Annotated in this window: 16 protein-coding genes; 11 read left to right on the forward strand and 5 right to left on the reverse strand. The window is 72.8% G+C overall.

What is annotated here, in order from left to right:
• The first annotated feature begins 42 nt into the window (after positions 1 to 42).
• Together K4S16_RS30140 and K4S16_RS30145 are read left to right on the forward strand one after the other, a co-directional pair.
• Entirely contained in the window at positions 43 to 726 is a 684-nt protein-coding gene (locus tag K4S16_RS30140; protein ID WP_149262457.1) for a hypothetical protein, read from the forward strand.
• Positions 727 to 817: 91 nt separating this feature from the next.
• Entirely contained in the window at positions 818 to 2,227 is a 1,410-nt protein-coding gene (locus K4S16_RS30145) for an MFS transporter (protein WP_235037169.1), read from the forward strand.
• Positions 2,228 to 2,242: 15 nt separating this feature from the next.
• On the opposite strand, the gene K4S16_RS30150 is transcribed toward K4S16_RS30145, so the two are convergent.
• Both K4S16_RS30150 and K4S16_RS30155 read right to left on the reverse strand, forming a co-directional pair.
• The gene (locus K4S16_RS30150; RefSeq protein ID WP_149262458.1) at positions 2,243 to 2,629 is read right to left on the reverse strand and encodes a hypothetical protein; all 387 of its coding nucleotides are present in this window, start codon (positions 2,627 to 2,629) and stop codon (positions 2,243 to 2,245) included.
• A 1-nt stretch (position 2,630) separates the two neighbouring features.
• The gene (locus tag K4S16_RS30155) at positions 2,631 to 2,936 is read right to left on the reverse strand and encodes a helix-turn-helix transcriptional regulator (RefSeq protein ID WP_149262459.1); all 306 of its coding nucleotides are present in this window, start codon (positions 2,934 to 2,936) and stop codon (positions 2,631 to 2,633) included.
• Positions 2,937 to 3,138: 202 nt separating this feature from the next.
• Here K4S16_RS30155 and K4S16_RS30160 point away from each other — a divergent pair, with 202 nt between their 5' ends.
• From K4S16_RS30160 to K4S16_RS30175, 4 genes are read left to right on the forward strand one after another with little or no spacing between them, the layout of a single operon-like run.
• Complete coding sequence (locus K4S16_RS30160) at positions 3,139 to 4,572, forward strand: family 2B encapsulin nanocompartment shell protein (RefSeq protein ID WP_235037170.1); 1,434 nt, start codon at positions 3,139 to 3,141, stop codon at positions 4,570 to 4,572.
• The gene (locus K4S16_RS30165; protein WP_149262461.1) at positions 4,569 to 5,939 is read left to right on the forward strand and encodes a family 2B encapsulin nanocompartment shell protein; all 1,371 of its coding nucleotides are present in this window, start codon (positions 4,569 to 4,571) and stop codon (positions 5,937 to 5,939) included. The genes K4S16_RS30160 and K4S16_RS30165 overlap by 4 nt, the downstream gene beginning before the upstream one ends.
• A gap of 16 nt (positions 5,940 to 5,955) precedes the next feature.
• Positions 5,956 to 7,035, forward strand: coding sequence for a family 2 encapsulin nanocompartment cargo protein polyprenyl transferase (locus K4S16_RS30170; protein ID WP_149262462.1), 1,080 nt, complete (start codon positions 5,956 to 5,958; stop codon positions 7,033 to 7,035).
• Between the two features lie 60 nt (positions 7,036 to 7,095).
• The gene (locus tag K4S16_RS30175; RefSeq protein ID WP_149262463.1) at positions 7,096 to 7,329 is read left to right on the forward strand and encodes a hypothetical protein; all 234 of its coding nucleotides are present in this window, start codon (positions 7,096 to 7,098) and stop codon (positions 7,327 to 7,329) included.
• A 43-nt stretch (positions 7,330 to 7,372) separates the two neighbouring features.
• Here K4S16_RS30175 and K4S16_RS30180 read toward each other — a convergent pair whose 3' ends face one another.
• Positions 7,373 to 8,590 (reverse strand): ABC transporter substrate-binding protein, encoded by a 1,218-nt coding sequence (locus K4S16_RS30180; protein ID WP_149262675.1) that lies wholly within the window; start codon positions 8,588 to 8,590, stop codon positions 7,373 to 7,375.
• Positions 8,591 to 8,879: 289 nt separating this feature from the next.
• Between K4S16_RS30180 and K4S16_RS30185 the strand changes: the two genes are divergently transcribed.
• The 5 genes from K4S16_RS30185 to K4S16_RS46570 all read left to right on the forward strand — a co-directional run bounded on the left by K4S16_RS30185 (position 8,880) and on the right by K4S16_RS46570 (position 14,528).
• The gene (locus tag K4S16_RS30185) at positions 8,880 to 11,432 is read left to right on the forward strand and encodes a nitrate- and nitrite sensing domain-containing protein (protein ID WP_149262464.1); all 2,553 of its coding nucleotides are present in this window, start codon (positions 8,880 to 8,882) and stop codon (positions 11,430 to 11,432) included.
• A 6-nt stretch (positions 11,433 to 11,438) separates the two neighbouring features.
• Complete coding sequence (locus tag K4S16_RS30190; RefSeq protein WP_149262465.1) at positions 11,439 to 11,816, forward strand: DUF742 domain-containing protein; 378 nt, start codon at positions 11,439 to 11,441, stop codon at positions 11,814 to 11,816.
• Positions 11,797 to 12,453 carry an ATP/GTP-binding protein gene (locus tag K4S16_RS30195; RefSeq protein WP_149262466.1) on the forward strand — a complete coding sequence of 219 codons (657 nt, stop codon included), beginning with the start codon at positions 11,797 to 11,799 and terminating at the stop codon, positions 12,451 to 12,453. The genes K4S16_RS30190 and K4S16_RS30195 overlap by 20 nt, the downstream gene beginning before the upstream one ends.
• Before the next feature lie 13 nt (positions 12,454 to 12,466).
• Positions 12,467 to 13,516: a galactose-1-phosphate uridylyltransferase gene (galT, locus tag K4S16_RS30200; protein WP_149262467.1), complete on the forward strand. Its 1,050-nt coding sequence runs from the start codon at positions 12,467 to 12,469 to the stop codon at positions 13,514 to 13,516.
• A gap of 658 nt (positions 13,517 to 14,174) precedes the next feature.
• The gene (locus K4S16_RS46570; protein ID WP_149262468.1) at positions 14,175 to 14,528 is read left to right on the forward strand and encodes a hypothetical protein; all 354 of its coding nucleotides are present in this window, start codon (positions 14,175 to 14,177) and stop codon (positions 14,526 to 14,528) included.
• 84 nt (positions 14,529 to 14,612) lie between these two features.
• Here the strand turns inward: K4S16_RS46570 and K4S16_RS30210 are convergent, their stop codons facing one another.
• Together K4S16_RS30210 and K4S16_RS30215 are read right to left on the reverse strand one after the other, a co-directional pair.
• Positions 14,613 to 15,545 carry a LamG domain-containing protein gene (locus tag K4S16_RS30210; protein ID WP_235037171.1) on the reverse strand — a complete coding sequence of 311 codons (933 nt, stop codon included), beginning with the start codon at positions 15,543 to 15,545 and terminating at the stop codon, positions 14,613 to 14,615.
• Positions 15,546 to 15,606: 61 nt separating this feature from the next.
• Positions 15,607 to 17,700: a sorbosone dehydrogenase family protein gene (locus K4S16_RS30215; RefSeq protein WP_149262469.1), complete on the reverse strand. Its 2,094-nt coding sequence runs from the start codon at positions 17,698 to 17,700 to the stop codon at positions 15,607 to 15,609.
• Positions 17,701 to 17,761 lie beyond the last annotated feature (61 nt).

Raw genomic sequence — 17,761 nt, forward strand, 5'->3', positions numbered from 1 at the left:
CGGTCGTCGCCCCGGTTCCCAACCGAGTGGAGGAGAAGGCGAGTGAGGATCCCCAAGCGCGTCAACACCGTCCTGGACTGGGTGGAAGAGCACCTGCTCGCGCTTGCGGTCGTCGTCGCGCTGGTCGTCGTCGCGCTGGTCGCCACGCTCGCGCCCCCGGCCGTCGGCCTCCCGGTCGCCGGGTTCGTCCTCGGCGCCGCCGCCGGCGGCCTCCTCGTGCACGTCCGGCTGAGCCGCCGCATCGCCCGCGCCCGCTCCGACAACGACAACCTGCTCCGCGAGAACGGCGCGCTGCGGCACCGCAACACCGTGCTCGCCAGCGGGGTGATCACGCGGGAGGCGCAGGAGACGCAGGCGCTCGTCGCCATCCCCGAGGACGACCTGCTCGACGAGCCGGCCGACCCGCAGGCCACCACCACCCTCGACGAACTGCTGGACGGCGATCCGCAGCGCACCGACGAGCTGTCGGGCGGCGACCCGCAGCGCACCGACGAGCTGCCGGGCGACCCGGGGAGCACCGGCGAGCCGTCCGCCCGGAGCGAGGCCCCGCCCCGCAGCGGCGGCGCGCGAAACGATGATCCGCTGGGCGGCGACCCGCAGCGCACGACCGTCCTGCCGTCGCTGCCGGACGACCTCCTCGGCGGCGCCGGCGACGCGGGAAACGGGACCGCCGCGGACGACGACGAGGACACCGCGCGCACACCGCGCAAGTCCCGGAAGGCGTGACCGCGAAGGCGTGACCAGGGCCTTCTGCCGCACCGTCAGCGGAGCCTCACTCCGGTGTTACTTCCGCTGATCTTCGGGCAGAAGGTCGGCCGTGGACGACTCGACCAACGCGCGGCAGGGAGCGGATCCGGGACGCGGACGCGAGGGCGCCGGCCCGCCGGAGGGCGCGGAGCCCCACGAGGGCGCCGTCCGCAAGGCGGTGATCGCCTCGGCGATGGGCAACTGCATCGAGTGGTTCGACTTCGGCGTGTTCAGCGCCGGGGTGATGACCGCGATCATCGGCACGGTGTTCTTCCCGGAGGACGCGGGCGGCAGCGCCACGCTGCGCTCGTTCGCGCTGGTCGCGGCGGCGTTCCTCGCCCGTCCGTTCGGCGGGCTGTTCTTCGGGCCCATGGGCGACAGGCTCGGCCGCAAGCGGGTGCTGGCGGCCACCATCATCCTGATGTCGGGCTCCACGTTCGTGATCGGCGTGCTGCCCGGGTACTCCACGATCGGGATGGCCGCGCCGCTGCTGCTGCTCGCCGTGCGGCTCGTCCAGGGCTTCTCGACGGGCGGCGAGTACGGCGGCGCCGCCACGATGATCGCCGAGTACGCGCCGACGAACCGGCGCGGGTTCTACGGCGCGTTCCTGGAGTTCGGCACCCTCGGCGGCTACATCCTGGGCGCCGGGCTCGTGCTGGGGATCGACCTCGCGCTCAGCGAGGGCGCGATGCACGAGTGGGGCTGGCGCATCCCGTTCCTGATCGCGCTGCCGCTCGGCGCCGTCGGGCTCTACGTCCGGACGCGGATCGAGGACACCCCGACCTTCCAGCACATGGAGGCGGAGGGCAGGAAGGCCCGGTCGCCGCTCAAGGAGACCGTGGAGCACCACTGGCGCACCATCCTGAGGCTGATCGGGATCGTGGTCCTGCTGAACGTCGCCGTCTACACGCTGCTGACGTTCATGCCGTCCTACCTCGTCGACTTCCTGGACATGGACGACACCACATCGCAGCTCACCACGATCGGCGTGGAGGCGGCGATGATGGCGGTGATCCTGCCGCTGGGCGCGCTGTCGGACCGGGTCGGCCGCAAGCCGCTGCTGGTCGCCGCGGCGACCGGCTTCCTGGTGCTGTCCTGGCCGGCGTTCGCGCTGATGCAGACGCACGACCCGGCGGGGGTCGCGGTCGGCTACGCGATCATCGGCGGGCTGCTGGTCCTCATGCTGGCGGTGATCGGCGCGACGTTCCCGGCGATGTTCCCGACGAAGGTGCGGTACGGGGCCTTCGCGATCGGCTACAACATCTCGACGTCGCTGTTCGGCGGCACGGCGGCCGTGCTCGTGGGCTCGCTGATCGACGCCACGGGCTCCAACTACGTCCCGGCCTACTACCTGATGATCGTCGCGCTGGTCGCGCTGCTGCCGATCCTCAGGATCCCCGAGACGGCCCGGGTGCCGATCGACCAGGCCGGGGAGGAGAACGCCCCGGAACCGGTGGGCGCCGGGACGCGGCGAGGGTGAGGTGGGGACCGGTGGTCAGCGCTGCGCCGCCCGCAGGCGCGCGTAGACGGCGTCGATGACGGTCCAGCCGTCGAGCTCGACGCGGGAGCCGAAGTCCTCGCCGCGCTCCACCACGACGTCGACCAGCGCGCGGACGACGCTCGGCTTGTGCAGGTTGAGCATGGACTCGTCCTCCGCGCGGCACACGCTTCCGCTGTGCGTGTAGGGGCCGCCGTCCGGGACGATCCTGCCGGGCCCTTCCCGGAAGACGACGTTGATGTTCCCCGGACGCCCGTCCTTGCTGAGAAGCAGGACCTCACGGCAGCCGTGGATGCCCTCCTCGTCCCTCTCATGCTGGTGCCCCACCACCCATCGGTAGGTGTCGGCGCCTACCAGGAGCCTGCGGTAACGGCGGCGTCCCATGTCATTCCGCCGCGTCGAGGTGCTCTTCGAGGGCGTCCAGGCGCGACGCCCAGGCGCGCCTGTAGGGGGCCAGCCACGCGTCCACCTCGGCGAGGGGTTCCAGGCGGACCTCGTAGACGCGGCGCTGCGCGTCCTGGCGCGCCTGGACGAGACCCGCGTCGCGAAGCACGCGCAGGTGCTTGGACGTCCCCGGCTGCGTGAGCCCCAGCCGCTCGACGAGCTCGCCCACCGGGCGCGGACGTTCCAGCAGCAGGTCCAGGATGCGGCGGCGGGCCGGCTCGGCGAGCACGGCGAACGCGGATGTCATGGCGTCATCATAACCGCCTGCGTATATGCCTAAGAATGCATATTGCGGGGGAAGTCGCGTACCGGTGCGACTTGTGTGGCCCGAGGGCGAATCAGAGGTGGAGTCCATGGCTGCTTGCAACCGTCTCATTACCGTCTGTAGCGTCACCGGTGGCCAAAGGCCGCCATCCCCTCGGACCCACGACGAATCGGTGGTGTGTGACGTGACGGAACAGCAGCTCCAGGACCAGCAGCAACAGGACCACCGGCTGAGCCTCGGCACCGACGCCGCGCGGAACCTCGCGACCACGACCAAGTCCGTCCCGCAGATGCAGGGCATCACGTCGCGGTGGCTGCTGAAGCTGCTGCCCTGGGTGCAGGCCTCCGGCGGCACCTACCGCGTCAACCGGCGGCTCACCTACACGCTGGGCGACGGCCGGGTCACGTTCGTCACCACCGGCGCCGACATCCGCGTGATCCCGCGCGAGCTCGGCGAACTGGCCCCGCTGCGCGGCTACGACGACGAGGTGACCCTGGGCGCCATCGCGGGGCGCTTCACCCAGCAGGAGTACGCGCCCGGCGACGTCGTCGTCGAGCGCGGGCATCCCGTCGACCGCGTCGTCCTCGTCGCGCACGGCAAGCTCAGCAAGATCGGCGCCGGCGAGTACGGCTCCGACGCGGTCCTCGGCACGCTCGCCGACGGCGACTTCTTCGGCGAGCAGGCCCTCGTCGCGACGCAGGCGGGCGAGGAGCCCCCGACCTGGGAGCACACCGTCAAGGCCGTGACCACCTGCACGATCCTCAGCATGAGCCGGGCCGACTTCCAGGAGACGCTCGGCCAGTCCGCCTCCCTCCAGGCGCACCTGGAGGAGTACCGGACGAGCCCCCCGCGCGCCCACAACGCGCACGGCGAGGCGGAGATCGAGGTGGCCTCCGGGCACGACGGCGAGCCCGTCCTGCCGAGCACGTTCGTCGACTACGAGGCCTCGCCCCGCGAGTACGAGCTGAGCGTCGCGCAGACCGTGCTGCGCGTCCACACCCGCGTCGCCGACCTCTACAACCAGCCGATGGACCAGATCGAGCAGCAGCTCAGGCTGACCATAGAGGCGCTGCGCGAGCGGCAGGAGCACGAGATCGTCAACAACCGCGACTTCGGCCTGCTGTACAACACCGACCTCTCCCAGCGCGTCCACACCCGCTCCGGCCCGCCCACGCCCGACGACATGGACGAGCTGCTCACCCTCGTCTGGAAGGACCCGGCGTTCTTCCTCGCCCACCCGAAGGCGATCGCCGCGTTCGGCCGCGAGTGCAGCGCCCGCGGCGTCTACCCCGACAGCGTCGACGTCGGCGGCCACAAGGTGCCCGGCTGGCGCGGCGTGCCCATCTTCCCGTGCAACAAGATCCCCATCAGCCGCACGCTCACCAGCTCGATCCTGCTGATGCGGACCGGCGAGGCGGCGCAGGGCGTCGTCGGGCTGCACCAGGTCGGCCTGCCCGACGAGTACCAGCCGGGCCTGTCGGTCCGCTACATGGGCGTCGACGAGAGGGCGCTCATCAACTACCTGGTCAGCACGTACTACTCGGCGGCCGTCCTGGTGCCCGACGCGCTCGGCATGCTGGAGTCGGTCGAGGTCGCGCACGGCGGTGCCGGCGCGTGACGCGGGAACGGCCGGCCCTCTCCACCCGGGCCGCGCGCAACCTCGCCACGACGACCAAGTCCGTCCCGCAGACGCAGGGCACCACCCCGCGGTGGCTGCTGTCGCAGCTGCCGTGGGTGCGGGCGGACGCCGGGTCCTACCGGGTGAACCGCCGGCTCACCTACCGGCTCGGCGACGGCCTCGTGACGTTCGTCAACGACGGCGCGGCGGTCCGCGTCGTCCCGCCCGAACTGGCCGAGCTGCCGCCGCTGCGCGGCCTGCCCGACCCCGCGGTCCTGGACGGTCTCGCCGCGCGCTTCGAGCAGCGCGAGTACCGGCCCGGCGAGGTGATCGCGGAGTCGGGCGGGCCCCTCGACGCGGTCCACCTCGTCGCGCACGGCAAGGTCGAGCAGACCGCGCCCGGCGCCTACGACGCCGAGAGCCGGGTCGGGGTCCTCGCCGACGGCCGGTTCTTCGGCGCCGACGCGCTGCTCGGCGAGCCGGGGGAGTGGGCGCACACGTTCCGCGCGCTCACCCCCGTGATCGTCCTGACGCTGCCGCGCGGGGCGATCGCCGAGCTGACCGAGCGGTCCGCGCCGCTGCGCGCGCACCTGGAGGAGTACCGGGCCGCGCCCGTCCCGCCGCAGACCAGGCACGGCGAGGCGGCGATCGAGGTGGCGTCCGGGCACGGCGGCGAACCCGTCCTGCCCGGCACGTTCGTCGACTACGAGGCCTCGCCCCGCGAGTACGAACTGGCCGTCGCCCAGACGGTCCTGCGCGTCCACTCCCGGGTCGCCGACCTCTACGGCGAGCCGATGGACCAGGTCGAGCAGCAGCTCAGGCTGACCATCGAGGAGATCAGGGAGCGCCAGGAGCACGAACTGATCAACAACCCCGACTTCGGCCTGCTGCACAACGCCGACCTGCGCCAGCGCATCCAGACCCTCGGCGGCCCCCCGACCCCCGCCGACATGGACGAGCTGCTCGCGCGGCGCCGCAAGACCCGGTTCTTCCTCGCCCACCCGAAGACGATCGCCGCGATCGGCCGGGAGTGCACCCGCCGCGGCGTGTACCCCGAACCCGTCGAGGTCGAGGGACGCCGCGCGCACGCCTGGCGCGGCGTCCCGATCCTCCCGTCCGACAAGATCCCCATCTCCCCGACCGGGACCAGCTCGATCCTCGCGCTGCGCACCGGCGAGGACGACGAGGGCGTCATCGGCCTGCACCGCACCGGGCTGGAGGGCGAGGTCCGGCCGGGCCTGTCGGTCCGGTTCACCGGCATCGACGACCGGGGGCTGCTGACCTACCTGGTCAGCGCCTACCACTCGGCCGCCGTGCTGGTCCCCGACGCCCTCGGCGTCCTGGAGAACGTCGAGATCGCCCGCTGAGGAGAGGGGACACGCCATGCCCGCCTGGAGAGACGACCCGGCCGTGGTCGGCTGCGACCACCGCACGGAGCCGCGGCACCGCCCCCGGACCGCGGCGGAGGTGCTCACCTGGAGCCGCCGCCTGCTCGACCCCGCGCTGCGGCACGTGGTCGAGGCCATGCCGGACGCGTCGCGCTCCACCGCGGGCTTCCACTTCGGCTGGCGCGACGAGCGCGGCCGCCCGGCCGCCGGGGCGGGCGGCAAGGCGATCCGGCCCGCGCTCGCGCTGCTGGCCGCGGAGGCGGTCGGCGGGACGGTCCAGGCCGCCCTGCCGGCCGCCGTGGCGGTCGAGCTCGCGCACAACTTCTCCCTCATGCACGACGACGTGATGGACGGCGACCTCACCCGCCGGCACCGCCCCACCGCCTGGGCCGTCTTCGGCGCCAACGCCGCGATCCTCACCGGGGACGCGCTCCTCGCCGCCGCCTACGAGCTCCTCGCCGAGGAGCCGTCCGCGGTGGTCGCGCGCGGCGTCCGCATCCTCGCCCGCGCCGTCCTCGACCTGGTCGAGGGCCAGCGCGCCGACCTGGCGTTCGAGGAGCGCGCGGACGTCACGCTCGACGAGTGCCTGGCCATGGCCGCGGGCAAGACCGGCGCGCTGCTCGGCGCCTCCTGCGCGCTCGGCGCCGTGTACGGGGGCGGCACCGCCGGGCAGGTGGCGCGCCTGCGCGCCTTCGGTGAGCGCCTCGGGCTCGCCTTCCAGCTCGCCGACGACCTGCTCGGCATCTGGGGCGACCCGGCGGTCACCGGCAAGCCCGTCCACGCCGACCTGCGCCGCCGCAAGAAGTCGCTGCCCCTCGTCGCGGCCCTCACCTCGGGCGGCGCCGCCGGCGACGAGCTCGCCGCGCTCTACCTGCGCGACACGCCGCTCACCGACGAGGAGGTGGTCCGCGCCGCCGGCCTCGCCGACGCGGCGGGCGGCCGCTCCTGGGCCGCCGCCCGCGCCGACGAGCTCCTGGCCGAGGCCCTCGCCGAGCTGGACGCCGCCGACGCCGCCCCCTGCGCCGCCGCCGAACTGCGCGCCCTCGCCCACCACACCGCCACCCGCGACCACTGACTCCCGCCACGTGCGGAAGGCCGCTTCTCGATCGATCGTTTGTTCGAGTAGGGTCGAGGCGTGCAGGCTCTCGAACACGTCCCGTTTCTGTGTCCGGCGGGGCACAGGCTCCACCCGGGCCGGGTCATCGTCGGCTGGTCGCCGTGCGTCTGCCCGCCCTGCGACAGGCGGGGCCGCGGGCTGCGCGGCCACCGCACCTACCTGTGCCTCGACTGCAAGGACGAGCACGTCACGACGAAGTGCTACCTGCCCCACCACGTCCCGTCGGAGGGCGCGGAGTACCGCTGGCCCTGACGACCCGACCCGACCCGCGGGCCCGGGGCCGGGGCGGAGCGGCTCAGCCCTTGATCTGGGTCCAGGCCTGGGCCCAGCGGGAGTAGTCCACGCACTTGCTTCCACGGTCGTCGCCGCAGTCCTTCACCGGGGTCTTCCAGAACGCCAGGCGCTTGTAGAACTCCGGGTCGCCGACGTGGTAGGTCGAGCAGAAGCCCTTGGCGGTGTACCCGCACGCCTTGGGGTTGGCGGGCGCCTCGCCGAACCACTGGGCCACCTCCGCCTGCACCTTCGGCGTGGTGATCCAGCTCATCCACTTGTACATGCAGGTCGGGTGCTGGGCCTTCGAGGAGATCATCCAGGTGTCGGACCAGCCGGTCGCGCCCTCGGTCGGGATCGTCGTGGCGACCGGTGCCTTGTCCGTCATGGCCAGGTTCGCGGTCACCTGCCAGGCGGTGCCGGCGTAGTTGTAGCCGCTCTTGAACGACTGGAGTTCGTCCAGGTAGTTCGCCCAGTACTGGTTGACGTTCGGACGCTGCTGCTTCAGCAGGTCGACCGCCGCGTCGAACTGCTTCTCGTCCAGCTCGTACACGTCGGTGATCTTCAGGTCGGGGCGGTGCGTCTTGAGGTAGAGCGCCGCGTCCGCGATGTAGATGGGGGAGTCGTAGGCGACGACGTGCCCGGCCGCGGGGGAGTTCTTGTCCCACACCACGTTCCACGACGTCGGACGCTGCGTGATCTTGTCCGTCCGGTACATCAGCATGTTGGCGCCGTAGCCGTGCGGAATGCCGTACATCTGCCCGCGGACGGAGTTGTACGGCTGGTTCTTCAGGTACTTGGCGACGTCCTCCCAGTTCGCGACCAGGCCGGTGTTGACGGGCGCGACCGTCCCGCCGTAGATGAGCCGGAGGCTCGCGTCGCCGGACGCCGACACGCCGTCGTACTGCCCGGTCTTCATCAGCGCGACCATCGAGTCGGAGGTGTCAGCGACCTTCGTGTAGACCTTGCAGCCGGTCGCCTTCGTGAACGGCTTGACCCAGTCGACCTTCGGGTCGTTCGTGCCGTTCTCGGCGTACCCCGCCCAGGCGACCAGGTCGAGCCGGCCCTCCGGGGTGCCGAGTTCCTGCAGCATCGGGACGTCGGGCGGCGCGGCGGTCCCGCCGGAGTCGCCGCTGCAGGCGCCGGTCAGCGCCGCCGCGACCAGTGCCCCCGCGGCGAGGAGGGCCCGGCGGGGACGGGCCGGAGAGCGCACGGTCGTCGTCGCTTCTGGGGTACGAGCCATCACGCTGAGGCATCGTAGGGGTATTTTGGGCCATCCGTCGCCACAAAACGTGATGATCTGGAAACTGTCGACACATAGCGGCCGACCGTCCTAGGCTCTCCTGCGTTCCGCGCGAGCCGCTCCGCGCAGTCGACGCCCGCCCGCCACCCGCCACCTGCCCGTCCCGTCCGCCCCGAGTGAAGGTTCAGCCGCAGTGCCAAATCGAGGCCGCACCACGGACTCGTCCGCCGGTCACCGGCGGGCTCCCAAGGCCGCGCGTTTCCGGTCCATCCGCTTCAAGGTCGTCCTGATGGTCACCGTGTCGGTGGTCTCCCTCGGCGTGCTGTGGGCGTTCGCCGCGAGCATCGCCCTCGGCGAGGGGCTCAACCTCCGCCACGTCAAGACCGTCCAGGACCACTACGGCTACCCGTCGGGCGCGCTCGGCAGCGCCCTGCAGGCCGAGCGGCGCCTGTCGATGGTGTACCTCGGCGGCCGCGCGGAGGGCGACCGCGCCGCCATGGAGTCCGGCCGCCTGGTCACCGACCGGCAGGCCGAGCTGTTCCGCCGGCTCGCCAGATCCGAGGCCGTCCAGGGCGCCGCCTCGCAGGACGCCCGGCGCATCGCGAACAAGATCCTCACCGAGCTGGACGGGCTGGACGACCGGCGCCGCGCCATCGACGCCGGGCGCCTGAACCGGGCGCGCGCCTTCGCCGACTACACGACCCTGCTCGGCGACGTCGGCGCCCTGCAGGGCTCACTCGCCACTCTGAACAACTCCGAGGTCGCCAAGGACGCCCGCAACGAGGCGTCGCTGACCCGGGCCCGCGAGGCCCTCGCGCAGGAGGACGCGCTGCTGGCGGGCGCGATCGCCGCCGGCAGGATCACCCCCGACGAGCACGCCCAGTACACCAAGCTCGTCGGGACGCAGCGCACCCTCTACACCTACACCGCGGCCGAGCTGCGCTCGCCCGACCAGTCCTACTACCAGCGCATCGTCGGGATGCCCGAGTACGGCCGGCTGCGGACGCTGGAGGACCACTTCGTCGCCTCGCCCCGGCTGGTCAACTCCGCCGGCACGGCCGGCGTGCTGTGGAAGACCACCGCCGACTCCAACCTCACCCGGCTGCGCGGCCTCGAACTGGCGGTCTCCGCGGGCGCCGAGGAGCGCGCCCAGCCGATCTCCGAGGGCATCATCACCCGCGTCGTCCTCGCGGGCGCGCTCGGCGTGGTCGCGGTCATCGCGACCCTCGTCCTCGCGATCTGGGTCGCCCGGTCGGTCATCCGCGAGCTGGCCCGGCTGCGCCGCGAGGCGATCGACCTGGCCGACGTCCGGCTGCCCGGCGTGATCCGCCGGCTGCGCCGCGGCGAGGAGGTCGACGTGGCCGCCGAGGCGCCGCCGCTGTCGTTCGGCACCCGCGAGATCGACCAGGTGGGCGACGCGTTCAACGCCGCGCGCCGCACCGCGATCCAGAGCGCGGTCGAGGAGGCGACGCTCCGCCGCAACGTCAGCGACGTGTTCGTCAACCTCGCCCGCCGCAGCCAGACGCTGCTGCACCGCCAGCTCAAGCTGCTGGACTCGATGGAGCGGCGCATCGAGACCCCCGACGACCTGGAGGACCTGTTCCGGGTCGACCACCTCGCCACTCGCATGCGCCGGCACGCCGAAGGCCTGATCATCCTGTCCGGGCAGGCGCCCGGCCGCGGCTGGCGCAGCCCCGTCGCGATCGTGGACGTCGCCCGCGCCGCCGCCTCCGAGGTCGAGGACTACACCCGGGTCAACGTCGCCCCGATGACCCGCGCCGCGATCGTCGGCCCGGCCGTCGCCGACGTCATCCACCTGCTCGCCGAGCTGATCGAGAACGCCGCCACGTTCTCGCCGCCGCACACGACCGTCCAGGTGCACGGGCAGGCCGTCTCGCACGGCTTCACGCTGGAGGTCGAGGACCGCGGCCTCAGCATGGACGAGCCCAGCCTCGCCGCCGCCAACGAGCGGCTCGCCACCGCCGCCGAGTTCGACCTGTCCGACAGCGCGCAGCTCGGCCTGTTCGTCGTCGGGCGGCTGGCCCGCCGGCACGGCATCAAGGTCACCCTGCGGACGTCCCCCTACGGCGGCATGACCGCGATCGTGCTGCTGCCCGAGGAACTCGTCGTCCCCGACGAGGGCGACACGGTGAGCGGCGCGCCCGCGCTCACCACCCGCCGCGCGGAGGACGCGCTCGTCCCCGTCGGCACAGTCGTGGGCGGCGGCCGCGGCGGCCCGCAGGCGGCGCTGGACGGCGGCGAGGGCGGGTCCGTGCTGCACCTGCCGTCCGGGCGGCACGCCGCGCCGTCCCCGCAGCCTCCGCAGTCTCCGCCGCAGGAGCCGCTCGCCCAGCCCGCGCGCCCCTTCATCCCCCCGGCCGCCCCCGCGCCCCCGCACTCGGCGCCGTCGCCGATCCAGTCCTCCATGCAGTCCTCCGCGTCGAACGGGGAACCGGACGCGCTGACCGGGCCCATCCCGGTGTTCGAGGAGCCGATGCAGGGCCCGGCGCCGTCGCCCCGGTCGGCGCCCTCGCCGTGGGGCGACCCGCCGTCCGAACCCGCGTCGCCGCCGCCTCCGCCCCCGCCGAGCGTGCCGCGCTCGCCCCGCGAGGTCCGGCGCCGTCCCCCCGGCGCGTCGCCCGGCGAGAAGCCCTCGCTGCCGAAGCGCGTCCGGCAGGAGAACATGGCCTCCCAGCTGCGCGAGGACCGCTCCGCGCCCGCCGAGCCGGCGCCGGCCGCCCGCGCCGACCGGACGCCCGAGCAGCTGCGGTCGATGATGTCGTCCATCCAGCAGGGCACCCGGCGCGGCCGCGCCGAGTCCCTCGACACCGAGGAATCGTGACGGACCATGACCGGTCCTGGCAACGAATGGCTCGATGACGAGGCCGGCCCGATCGTCCGGTCGTACGCGCTCACCCGCGGGCGGGCCAGGCCCGCGACCGGTGAGGCCTTCGACATGATCACGATAGTCTCGACCGCGGCGCGGCCCCGCTCCGGCTCGCCCGGCATCGGCCCCGAGCATCTCGACATCCTGGAGATGTGCCTGCAACCGCAGCCGGTGGCGGAGATCGCGGCGCGGATGCGGCTGCCGCTGGTCGTCGTGCGGGTGCTGCTCGGCGACCTGCTCCACCACCGGCTCATCACCGCCACCCGTCCCCAACAGGAGAGCACGCTCTCCAAGGAACGTCTGCTGAGGGAAGTGCTCCATGGTCTCCAAGCCCTCTGAGAACGCCGGCGCGGCCGCCGGAGGGAGCGCGGGGCCGTCCCCCCACGAGGGGTCCGCCCCGGCGACCCCCGTCGCGGTGAAGATCCTCGTCGCCGGGGGCTTCGGCGTCGGCAAGACCACGCTCGTCGGCTCCGTCAGCGAGATCCGCCCCCTCCAGACCGAGGAGCTGCTCACCGACCGGGGCGTCGGCGTCGACGACACCGAGGGCGTCGAGCAGAAGACGACCACCACGGTCGCCATGGACTTCGGCCGCATCACGATCCGCGACGGCCTCGTGCTGTACCTGTTCGGCACGCCCGGCCAGGACCGGTTCTGGTTCATGTGGGACGAGCTGTCCTTCGGGGCGCTCGGCGCCGTCGTGCTCGCCGACACCCGCCGCCTCGCCGACTGCTTCCCCGCCGTCGACTACTTCGAGAACCGGGGCCTGCCGTTCGTCATCGCGGTGAACTGCTTCGACGACGGCTACGACTACACGCCCGCGGAGATCCGCGAGGCGCTCGACCTCAATGAGAACACTCCGGTCGTGCTGTGCGACGTCCGGGAGCGCACGTCCGGCAAGGAGGTGCTGACGACGCTGGTCAGGTACCTGCTGTCGGTGCACGAGGAGGAGACGCGCGCAGGCGCCCCGGCGCTGTAGGCTGCCGGTCGAGATGAACCGGACAAAGGCGCGGCTCTCGGACGGCCGCGAGATCGTCTACTACGACGAGTCGCCCGGCCGGGCGCCCGTCGCCGACCCGCGCGGCCTCCCGCCGGTCGAGCCGGTGTGCGAGGTCCGCCGCGACCCGCTGACCGGCGACCACGTCACGATCACCGCGCACCGCAACACGCGGACGTTCCTGCCGCCCGCAGACCAGTGCCCCCTGTGCCCCGGCGGCCCGGCCTCGGAGATCCCCGACCCGTCCTACGACGTCGCCGTGTTCGAGAACCGCTTCCCGTCCTTCGACGTCCGCACCCCGCCGGTGCCGCCCTCGATCGACGGGGTGGAGCGGTCCCGCGGCGCCGGGCGCTGCGAGGTCGTGTGCTTCACCGACGACCACTCCGCGTCGATGTCGCTGCTGCCCGTCTCCCGCGTCCGGACGGTGATCGACGCGTGGGCCGACCGCACCGCCGAGCTGTCGGCGATCCCCGGCGTCGCGCAGGTCTTCGCGTTCGAGAACCGCGGCGTCGAGATCGGCGTGACCCTGCACCACCCGCACGGCCAGATCTACGCCTACCCGTTCGTGACCCCGCGCACCGAGCGGATGCTGGCGTCGGCCGCCGCGAACCCGGACCTGTTCGGCGACCTGCTGAAGGCCGAGCGCGCCGGCAGCCGCGTCGTGCTGTCCGGCGAGCACTGGACGGCCTACGTCCCCGCCGCCGCCCGCTGGCCGGTCGAGGTGCACCTGACGCCGCACCGCCACGTCCCCGACCTGGCCGCCCTCGACCCGGGGGAGCGCGACGAGCTGGCCGTCCTCTACCGGGACCTGCTGCGCCGCTGCGACGCCCTCTACGACACGCCGCTGCCGTACGTCGCGGGCTGGCACCAGGCGCCGGTCGGCGAGGGCCGCGACCTGCTCCGCCTGCACCTGGAGCTGTTCTCGATCCGCCGTGCCGCCGACAAGGTCAAGTACCTGGCGGGCTCGGAGTCGGGCATGGCCGCCTGGATCAACGACGTCCCCCCGGAGGACGTCGCCGCCCGCCTGCGCGCCGCCGGCGGATGACGGGCGTCACCATCGGGTGACACGCGCGGCCGACGGGTAACACGGGCCTCACCCGCCCGTTTTCGCGACTGCGTGGAACGATCTGCGCCGGGTGGCCTACGCTCCCACGCATGCCGGAAAGCGTGCTGGCGGGCCCGTTGGCGCGCGGGTCCTTCGACGGCGTCGCCGCCACCGCGGAGCGACCGCCGCTGGCCTTCACGTCCCGCGTCGGGCAGGGCGTGAACACCGGCCAGGCGTGGGACCTCGCGGCCGGCGCGCCGCTCGGGCCGCCCATCCCCGACTTCCCCGCAGACCGGGCCGACTGGGCGTTCGGCGTCCCCGCCGGGTCGCCGACCGTCGCCTGGACGCACCGTGACCGCCTCCACGTCCACGACCTCGGCACGGGCCGCGACGTCACCCTGGACGCCCACCCCGACCTGCTCGGCCTCGCCGTCCACCACGGCCGCGCCGCCGTCGTCGCGGTCTTCGGCCCGGCCAGCGACGCCGAGGTGGCGGTGTGGGACGCCCTCACCGGCGACCGGCTCGCCGGCTTCCACCTCTGGCTCGGCCACGGCAGCGCCGTCGACCGCCGCCTCCTGCACGCGACGCCCGCGACGGGCCCCCTCGTAGCCCTGACCGGCGACTCCGCGACCTGGAACGCGGCGAGGAGATCGCCGCCGTGCCGACCGCCGCCGGGACCCTCGTCCCGTCTCCGGACGGCCTCGTCCTCGTCTGCCCGACCCCGGATGACCTGGGCGTGCACGGCCTGGACGGTGCCCGCATCGCGTCCCTGTCCGTCCCCGCCCCCGTCGACCAGACGGCCGCGGCCCTGGTCGACGGTCACCTCCTGGTGGCCGCCGTCCTCCGGGACGCCCCCGACACCCTCTTCGCCTGGAACACCGCCGCGCCGGCCCCGTCCCACCGCGTCAAGCTTCCGGCCCCCGCGAACGACCTGGCCCTGGCCCCGGACGGCACTCTCCTCGCGGCCACCGACACCGCCCTCTACACCGCCCGCCCCCACGGGAATCGCTGAGCACACGAAACAGGGCCGGGGGGGTGGGCCCGGCCCTGTCGGCGAGTGGTAGCCGCCGGCGCGCAGGGCGCCGGCGGCGGCTTGTCACTGCTTCGCGAACCTGTACTGGATGGCCGCCTCCTTCGCGGTGATGGCGCGGTCGAGGAACATCAGGCCGTCCATGCGGCAGTTGCAGGGGTTCTTCTCCGCGGTGTTCTGCGGGAAGCTGCCGCCGATCTTGATGCCGCGCGGGTCCGTGGCGGACGTGACGTCGGGCTCGGGCTCGCCTTCGAGGCCCCACGGGTCGCCGGCCGTGGTGTAGAAGCCTTCCAGCGGCCTGCCGTCCTTGTAGAGCGCCATTTCGCCGGTGTCGTAGTCGAACGTCGCGGCGAGGTGCACCCAGGTGTTCTGCGGGAGGATGCTCCGCCAGTCCTCGCTCGCGGCGAACGTCTGCGACTTCGAACCGTCCACGCGGCGGCCGAGCGCGACGACGTGCAGGGTGCCGGAGACCTCGATGATCTCCAGCAGCGCGCGCACGGCGTGCCCGTCGGAGTCGCCTGTGAGCAGGCCGGACAGGCCGACCGCGTTGTAGACGTCGCTCGGGTTCGACGTCTCGGTGTTGGGGCTCGGGTTCGTGCCGGTCATCTTGAACCAGCCCGCGAGGGTCGCGCCCTTGGCGGAGCTGAACGCGTGCAGGGACGGGACGCCGGTCGCCGAGTAGATCCCGGCCTTCCAGTCGTCGTTGCCCTTCGCGGCCGGGTTCACCTGCCCGAGCTGGATGGCGTGCCGCCGCGCGCCGTCCCGGACCCGCATGTCCGCGCCGCCGTTGATGAGGTTGATCGTGGTGCCGGACCGTCCGCTGTCGGCCTCGCGGGACGGGTCGCCCGGGACGGGGTGCTCGAAGTCGTAGTAGGAGACGAGGTTCTTCTTCAGGGGCGGGAAGACGCCGCCGGTCGAGGCGCTGGCCGGTGCTGCGACGCAGAGCGAGGCGCCCAGCAGCGCGGTGGTGAGTGCGGCGGTGCCGCGGCGGATCATCATGTCGACTCCTTGGAGTCCTCCGGGCGGGCGCCGCGAGCCGGCGCCCGCCCGGAGGAGGCCGTTACTTCGCCTGGGTTCCGCGGACCGTCAGGTCGCGGAGCCGGCCGATGTTGTCGAACGAGCCGAAGCCCACCCGGCCGGAGCCGAGGGTCCTGTCGAGGGCGGTGAAGACCGGCTTGGACGACCCGTCCACGTAGACGGCGATCTCACCGGTGTCCGCCCGGCGGTCCACCCGGACGCGGTGCCACGCCTCGTCGGTGATGGCCGGCGGGGCGCCGTGCGACCGGTTGGCGTTCCACTGCTGGTCGATGCGCAGCCGGTCGGCGCCGTTCACCAGGAAGATCCCGTTGTGCGGGTAGATGGTGTTGTCGCTGGACAGGTGCGCGTAGTAGAAGTGCGTGTCGTCCTGGTAGCCGAAGACGACGATCACGTCCCGGTTGCTGACCGACACCGGGGTGTCGAGCCGCACCTTCGCGTCGATCCGCGCCGAGGTCAGCACCGGCCCCTTGTCGAGCACCGCGTACTCGAACGGGCGGCGCGGCCCGGGGCGCTGCTGGCCCTCCTCGGCGAGGATGACCTGGTCGCCGGGGAACTCCCACTTGGACGGCGTGACGGGCGCCCAGTTCTCGGCGTCCATCGCGTTCCCGATGCGGACCGGGCCCGCCGCGCCGGCCGCGACCCGCTTCGTCCCGACCACCTTCCAGATCTTGCCGTTGGCCTTGGCGAGCAGGTAGGGCTCGCCCTGCGCGTCCGACCCGTACCGCAGGTCGACGCGCTGGTCACCGGCCAGCTCCCGCATCGTGACGGGCTTGCCGGAGGTGTCGTAGGCCGCCAGCTCGTAGATCTGCGCGCGGTTCCTGCCGGTCGCGTCGTGCTTCATCTCCGACTCTTCGGTGTACATGAGCCGGCCGTCCACGATGTCGGTGAACAGGTACTTGCCGCGCAGCGCGGGCAGTCGCGCGCCCCGGTACACGTAGCCGCCGGAGATGGCGTGGCCCACGTCGCTGCTGCAGTTCCAGTCGGCGGGCGGGTCGTGGTCGTAGGCCGCGAGCGGGTACTCGTAGTCGTACTTGTCGTCGTCGGCCGGCAGCGGGTACAGGTGGCAGCGGTCGTCCTTGCGGAACGTGAACGCGCCCTCCCGCTCGCTCCACCCGATGTTCGCGCCGGGGTAGAGCTCGTGGATCGACTCGATCTCGTGCTCGCCGATGTGCGCGAGGAACATCCGGTGCGTGCCGCCGGTGTCCCAGCTGAACCGGTGCGGGTCGCGCATGCCGTAGGCGTAGATCTCGCCGACCTTGCCGGGCTGCCCGGCGTAGGGGTTGTCGGCGGGGATGCCGTACTTGCCGTTCGCGCTGTCGTTCCCGGCCGGGTCGATCCGCAGGACCTTGCCCTGGGGGACGGCGAGGTTCTGCGGGTCGCCGCCGTTGTCGCCGACGTTGCCGTTGCCGCCGTCGCCGACCGACAGGTAGAGCTTGCCGTAGTCGGCGTCGCCCGGACGGGCGTTGGGGTTGAAGTCGATCTGCTGGAGGTTGTGGATGCGGCCGGCGAACCCGATGCGCAGGAGTTCGCGGTGCGTCCCGGAGAACGTGTCCGCCTTCGGGTCGTCCGCCGTCCACTCGTCGATGACGCCGTGGTAGCCGGTCTTCGGCTGCGGGGTGAGGTCGGGCGTCTTGGTCTTGAGCGCGTTGCCCGCCTCGACGTGCGCGGTGTAGAACTTCCCGTTCTTCCGGAAGTCGGGGTGGAACGCGACGAATCCGAAGCCCTGTCCGAGTCCGGCCTGGGAGAAGAAGTCGGGCGCGAACGTGGCGGCGACGTCCAGGTAGACGTGCGGGGTGCGGGTCTTCTTGTCGAGCAGGTACAGGTTGCCGTTCAGGTCGGGCACGTACAGGCGGCCCGAGTGGTCGGGGACCTCACCGACGTAGTTGATGCGGTTCCACCGCAGCAGCCGCGGGTCGGTGGGGGTGCCCGTCGGCGTCGACTTCGGCAGCTGCGCGACCTCCTGGAGGACGAGGCCGAGGCCGGACGGGGCGGGGTCTTCGGGGATCGGGTCGAGGATCGGCGCGTCGTCGCGCGCCTGCGCCGCCGGGGGGACGGTGAGCAGCGGCAGCAGCAGCGCCGCGATCGTGAGGAGACACCAGCTGAGTTTTCTTCGCATTCCGGCCGTCCTAGGGTGGGGATCGGTGGCAGGAAAGCGCTTTCTGGAAGCGCTTTCCAGA

This window comes from Actinomadura sp. K4S16 (assembly GCF_008327685.1).
In the GTDB taxonomy this organism is placed as follows: Bacteria; Actinomycetota; Actinomycetes; order Streptosporangiales; family Streptosporangiaceae; genus Spirillospora.

Bases quoted from the DNA above. Each gene is read 5' to 3' on its own strand.
- K4S16_RS30150 (WP_149262458.1), bottom strand. From the start codon at position 2,629: ATGGGACGCCGCCGTTACCGCAGGCTCCTGGTAGGCGCCGACACCTAC.
- K4S16_RS30155 (WP_149262459.1), bottom strand. From the start codon at position 2,936: ATGACATCCGCGTTCGCCGTGCTCGCCGAGCCGGCCCGCCGCCGCATC.
- K4S16_RS30170 (WP_149262462.1), top strand. From the start codon at position 5,956: ATGCCCGCCTGGAGAGACGACCCGGCCGTGGTCGGCTGCGACCACCGC.
- K4S16_RS30180 (WP_149262675.1), bottom strand. From the start codon at position 8,590: ATGGCTCGTACCCCAGAAGCGACGACGACCGTGCGCTCTCCGGCCCGT.
- K4S16_RS30185 (WP_149262464.1), top strand. From the start codon at position 8,880: ATGGTCACCGTGTCGGTGGTCTCCCTCGGCGTGCTGTGGGCGTTCGCC.
- K4S16_RS30190 (WP_149262465.1), top strand. From the start codon at position 11,439: ATGACCGGTCCTGGCAACGAATGGCTCGATGACGAGGCCGGCCCGATC.
- K4S16_RS30195 (WP_149262466.1), top strand. From the start codon at position 11,797: ATGGTCTCCAAGCCCTCTGAGAACGCCGGCGCGGCCGCCGGAGGGAGC.
- galT (WP_149262467.1), top strand. From the start codon at position 12,467: ATGAACCGGACAAAGGCGCGGCTCTCGGACGGCCGCGAGATCGTCTAC.
- K4S16_RS30210 (WP_235037171.1), bottom strand. From the start codon at position 15,545: ATGATGATCCGCCGCGGCACCGCCGCACTCACCACCGCGCTGCTGGGC.
- K4S16_RS30215 (WP_149262469.1), bottom strand. From the start codon at position 17,700: ATGCGAAGAAAACTCAGCTGGTGTCTCCTCACGATCGCGGCGCTGCTG.